The organism is Agrobacterium sp. DKPNP3 (genome assembly GCF_052686535.1).
Map to the genome: position 1 here is coordinate 1 of NZ_JBQYSN010000157.1, position 5,636 is coordinate 5,636.

Sequence of the window (5,636 nt, forward strand, 5' to 3'; positions counted from 1 at the left end):
TGCCTGGACGGTGACATCAAGCGCCGTCGTCGGCTCATCGGCGATCAGAAGCTGCGGATTGCCCGACAATGCGGCGGCAATCATCACGCGCTGCGCCATGCCGCCGGAAAGCTCGTGAGCGAAGCACTGCGCCCGCGCCGAGGGGTCGGGAATGCCGACGTCTGACAGCAGGCCGACGACCCGGTTGAGCGCAGCATTCCGGCTCATCTTGCGGTGGACCCACAGTGGCTCGGCCACCTGCGTCCTCACGCGGCTGGTGGGATCCAGCATCGCCTGCGGCTGCTGGAACAGCATGCTGATATCGGCACCGCGCAGCGCATCGAGTTCAGAAGATGAAAGAGCCAGAATGTCGCGTCCGGCAAAGGAAATGCGGCCGGAGTCGATTTCCGCGCCCTGCGGCAAAAGCCGCATCAGCGACAGTGCCGTCATGCTCTTTCCCGAGCCGGATTCGCCGACAAGCGCGACGACTTCGCCAGCATTGACGGTCAGCGTCAGGCCCGAAATAACAAACTTGCGACCATTCTGCGTCGGCACGGAAACGTGCAGGTCTTCAATCTCCAGAAGCGGTGCGCGCTCGGGAGACATGGCCGTGTTGGCAAGCGTTTGTCCTTCGATATTCATAAGAGTTCCCCTTATTTTTATTGAATCGGAGGCATTTGCGTAATTTCATGTGGCTTCAGGCGATAATACTCTCCTTTTGGTTCTGTTGCGTCATTCATGTTTGACGAATATCAAATCAATCGTCGCCGGTTTGCGGGTTTCATTGACCGTCAGATTTCTTCGTTTCCAGATTGAGCCCGTGGCCGATCCAGGTCACGCTGAGTGCGGCAAGGAAGATGGCAAGACCCGGTGCGATGACCAGAACCGGCATCCGCTCGGCATAGGCCTGCGCATCTGCCAGCATCAGCGCCCAGTCGGCGGCCGGTGGCTGGACTCCAAGCCCGAGGAATGACAAGCCACCTACCGTGATCAGCTTGTGGCCGAAGCGTAGAAAGGCCACGGCCGCAATCGGCCAGATGGTGTTGGGAATGATGTGCCGGAAGATGATGAAGCGCCGTGTGCAGCCAAGCACCTCCGCCGCGCGGATATATTCGCGGGAATTGATCGACAGCGTCAGCCCCCGCGCCAGCCGCGCAAAAGGCGTCCAGCCGACGATCGTCAGCGAGGCGATCAAGGTACCATAGCCCGGTCCGAAGATGGCCACCAGGAAAATCGCGATCACGACGTCCGGGATCGCGATAAGCAGATCCACTATGCGCATCAGCACCTCGTCGACGATACCGCGGCTGCGGCCACTGATGATGCCGATAAAGGTGCCGATGGCCATGGAGAGAATGACGGTGATGGCGGCGATGGTCACCGTAAAGCGGCCACCGATCAAAAGCCGGCTGAGCACATCGCGGCCGAGATGGTCGGTTCCGAGCCAGTAAAGACTGCTGGGCGCATTCAACCGCAGGCGAAGGTTCTGCTTTGCGGGATCGTAGGGCGAAATCCACGGCGCGATGATGAGCAGCACGATGATGGCGAGGAAAATCGCCGCCCCCGCATAAAAGGTCCAGTGCCGCCGGCGAATGAAATCCGTAAAACGCGACAGGCTCGAAGTGCGTTTGGGCAGGGCCAACGGCATGGCGGCGGACGCAGCAGCTGGAAAATGACTAGTGGTCATGGTGACCTCGTATCGCTGGATTGATCAGGACATAAAAACTGTCCGCGAGGGTGTTGATGAGAATGGAAAGCGCCACGATGCAGACGAAACCGCCCTGCAACATCGGAATGTCGCGATTGACCACGGCGTCGTAGAGCAGCCGGCCCATGCCCGGAATGGCGAAGATTACCTCCACGACCACCGATCCGCCGAGCAGGCCCGCCAGCCACAATGCAAAGAAGGTGACGACCGGCAGCGAGCCGTTGCGGATGCCGTGACGCATGACGGTGCCATGCATGCCAAGGCCACGGCTGCGGGCTGCCGTGATGTAGGGGGCGCGCAGAACCTCGGCCATGGCGGCACGCGTCACCTGTGTGAAATAGGCGAGCGGTCTGAGCGTGAGCGTCAGCGCCGGCAGCACCAGCGAGCGCCAGCTGTCCCATCCGGCTGAAGGCAACCAGCCGAGATAGAGCGCAAAGACCAGCGCCGACATGGGCGCGAACCAGTATTCCGGCGTCGCGACGAACGTCTGGATCATCAGCGTCGCGAAATTGTCGAGCCGCCCGCCGGGGCGCATGGCGGCCAGCGTGCCGAGCGGGAGCGCAACCGCAACCGCAATGGCAAGGGCCGTCAACGCCAGGGTGACAGAAACCCAGAGCGATCGCATCAACTCTGCGGCAACCGGCTGGCTGCTGGTGAAGGAAAATCCGAGATCGCCCCGCAATGCATTCCCCAACCATGCGAAATATTGCACGTAGAGAGGCCGGTCGAGACCGAGGCTGACCCGCAGCGCCTCCACCGCGTGCGGATCGAGCGCCGTATCCCGCATGCGCGAAAAGAGGATGGTGCGGGCCGGATCACCGCCCGCCATATAGGGCAGGAGAAACGCGATAACGGACACGATCGCCAGCATCAGGCACAGAATGAGAAAGCGCTGTAATATCCGTATCCACATAGCTTGGTCTCCTTCACCGTCATTGGTGTCTGCACTGCACTTCAAACCGGCTTTTCACCGGGAAAACGGCCGCTTATTTCGCGAGGCGCTGTAGCTCCATAATCGGACCGGAGGTCCCCTTGAGCATGCCGGACCTTTTCGGCACGACGGCAACCGGGGCAAAATCAACGTCGTCGGAATGGGCCAGATCCTGAATGATCGGGCATTCCGGTTCTCCGTTATCAGGGCAATAGGTGGCGAGGTTTCGAAGCGTATCGGCCATTTCCCGGAGCGTGTGCATCTTTGCCTCCAGATCGACCACATGCTCCATGACGATGCGTTTGACATCGCAGGAAGCGCCGCCGGGATCGCGCCAAAGGGTCATGAGCTGCCTGATTTTTTCGATGGAAAAGCCGAGATCGCGGCCGCGTCGGATGAAGCGCAGCGTTTCCAGATCGTTGGTCGTGTAGACTCTGTATCCGGAATCCGTGCGGTTTGCGGATTTGATCAGGCCGATGGTCTCATAGTGCCTGATCATTTTCGCAGAAACACCGGAGGCGGCGGCGGCGGTGCCAATATTCATCGATCCTGCTCCTATCTTTCCGAGGTTAAAACGATGTCAGCATGACTGTCGGAGAGCGCGTCGGCGCCGTCGATCCAGCCGATCACCACGTCACTCGATGGTATCGCCCGGCATGCAAGCGTCAGGCCATTTGCCTTGTCTTCCTCCGTCAGCGAAAAAGGCGTGTGCTTGAGAAGTTCGACCTCGCCCGAAATCAGCCTCGACTTGCAGGCGCCGCAGCGGCCCATGCGACAGCTGTGCGGATAAGCAACGCCCGCCGCCAAGGCGGCCTGAAGTACGGTCTCGCCCTGTGCCACCGTAATGCTGCGGTCGATCTGCGGCAGGTGAATGGTATGGGGAAGAGCCATCTGCCTGCTCCCTATTCCGCCGCCGCGAGCTTCAGGCCCGCAGGTGTGTCCGTGAGCGGCGCCCGGAACGTTTTCAGGCGCAAGGCATTCGTCAGCACGAAGACGCTGGAAAGCGCCATGGCTCCGGCGGCAAGGACAGGCGACAGCAGAACGCCGTTGACAGGATACAATATTCCAGCCGCGACGGGAACGAGAGCCGCGTTATAAGCGAAGGCCCAGAAGAGGTTCTGACCGATATTGCGGATGGTCGCCTTCGAGAGCGCAATCGCATTGGCCACGCCGCGCAAGTCGCCGGACATCAGCACCACATCGGCGCTTTCGATCGCGACATCCGTGCCGGTGCCTATGGCCAGACCAACATCGGCGGCGGCAAGCGCTGGCGCATCGTTGATGCCATCGCCCACAAAAGCGACACGTCGTCCACCGGCAGAAAGCTTCTTGACCGCCTCCACCTTGCCATCGGGCAGCACTTCCGCAACCACCTCGTCAATGCCGAGGCGACGGGCGATTGCTTCCGCGGTGCGGCGGTTATCCCCGGTGATCATCACGACCTTGAGACCCAGCGCATGCAGCGCTGCAATCGCTTCCGGTGTCGATTGCTTGACCGGATCGGCAACGGCGATAATTGCGGCCAGCCTGCCATCGACGGCAGCATAAAGAGGCGATTGCCCTTCCCTGCCCAGGCGCTCGGCATCATCTGCGAAACTGCCGACATCGTAACCGAGCTTCGTCATGAACCGGTCCGCACCGGCCTCCACCTTGCGGCCGTCCACCTGCGCTGCGACACCGAAACCTGGCGTGGCCTCGAAGGCTTCAGCATTGGCGAGCACCATCCCGCCATGTTTCGCGGCCTCGACGATCGCTTCCGCAATCGGATGTTCGGAGTGATTTTCCAGCGAGGCGACAAGGCGCAGCACTTCATCCGTGTCGAACCCCTGCGTCGTCGCAAAATGCACCAGTTTCGGCTTGCCGAGCGTCAGCGTGCCCGTCTTGTCGACCGCGATAATATCGGCGTCGCGCAGCGTCTGAAGCGCATCGCCACGGCGAAACAGCACGCCCATTTCGGCGGCGCGGCCGGTACCGACCATGATGGAGGTCGGCGTGGCGAGACCCATGGCGCAGGGGCAAGCGATGATGAGAACTGCAACCGCGTTGACGAGCGCGAAGGTCAAAGCCGGATCGGGGCCGAAGATGAACCAGACGGCAAAGGTGGCGAGTGCGGCAAGCATGACGGCCGGCACGAACCAGCTGGTCACCTTGTCCACCAGCGCCTGGATAGGCAGCTTGTCGGCCTGAGCCTCCTCAACCATGCGGATGATCTGGGCAATCAGCGTATCGGCACCCACCTTGGTGGCGCGCAAGGTCAGGGAACCATTGCGGTTGACCGTACCCCCGACAACCTCCGAACCCGCCGTCTTGGTCACAGGCACCGGCTCGCCCGTGATCATCGACTCATCGACATAAGAAGAGCCGCTGAGCACCAACCCATCGACCGGCACCTTTTCGCCTGGGCGAACGACGATGACATCGTCCACGCGCACGTCCTGCAGCGGCACATCGACGGTTTCGCCATCGCGCAGCACCCGTGCTGACTTGGCCTGCAGGCCGACCAGCCGCTTAATTGCTTCGCTGGTGCGGCCTTTGGCCCGCGCCTCCAGAAAGCGCCCGAGCAGGATCAGCGTAACGATGACCGCTGCGGCTTCATAATAGACATTGGCCGTGCCGCTCGGCAGGATCCGGGGCAGGAAGGTGGCCACGACCGAAAATCCCCAGGCGGCCGCCGTGCCGAGCACGACGAGCGAATTCATATCCGGCGCAAGCCGCAAAAGCGCTGGGATGCCCTTTTTGAAGAAGCGCAGGCCAGGCCCGAAGAGAACCAGCGTCGTCAGGACAAATTGCAGACACCAGCTTTCCCGCATGCCGATCGTTTCCATCACGACATCATGGATGGCGGGTATCAGATGCGAGCCCATTTCCAGCACGAAGACCGGGAGCGTGAGAACCGCCGCCAGGGCAAGGCTGATTTTGAGGTGACGTAGCTCCGCTTCGCGCTTGTCCTGCTCCTCACCGGGCGCCTTGTCGGCAATGATCTCGCTTGCGCTGTAACCGGCCTTCTTGATGGCGTCA

The 5,636-nt window shown here is 61.3% G+C and carries 5 protein-coding genes and 1 pseudogene; all 6 read right to left on the reverse strand.

All coding sequences use genetic code 11. The annotated features are described in order from the left end of the window. On the reverse strand, window positions 1-621 hold a 621-nt coding region (locus tag ACUTJJ_RS24480), incomplete at its 3' end, for an ABC transporter ATP-binding protein (RefSeq protein ID WP_445543718.1). A gap of 139 nt (window positions 622-760) precedes the next feature. After that, window positions 761-1,666 (reverse strand): ABC transporter permease, encoded by a 906-nt coding sequence (locus ACUTJJ_RS24485; RefSeq protein WP_445543719.1) that lies wholly within the window; start codon window positions 1,664-1,666, stop codon window positions 761-763. Further along, window positions 1,656-2,600, reverse strand: coding sequence for an ABC transporter permease (locus tag ACUTJJ_RS24490; protein WP_063951279.1), 945 nt, complete (start codon window positions 2,598-2,600; stop codon window positions 1,656-1,658). Before ACUTJJ_RS24490 ends, ACUTJJ_RS24485 begins: the two co-directional genes overlap by 11 nt. Window positions 2,601-2,673: 73 nt before the next feature. After that, window positions 2,674-3,162, reverse strand: coding sequence for a Cu(I)-responsive transcriptional regulator (gene cueR / locus ACUTJJ_RS24495; protein WP_063951280.1), 489 nt, complete (start codon window positions 3,160-3,162; stop codon window positions 2,674-2,676). A 47-nt stretch (window positions 3,163-3,209) separates the two neighbouring features. After that, window positions 3,210-3,509: pseudogene (locus ACUTJJ_RS24500) on the reverse strand (2Fe-2S iron-sulfur cluster-binding protein); the annotation flags it as partial. Between the two features lie 11 nt (window positions 3,510-3,520). Further along, the coding region (locus tag ACUTJJ_RS24505) for a copper-translocating P-type ATPase (protein WP_445543720.1) at window positions 3,521-5,636 on the reverse strand (2,116 nt) is incomplete at its 5' end.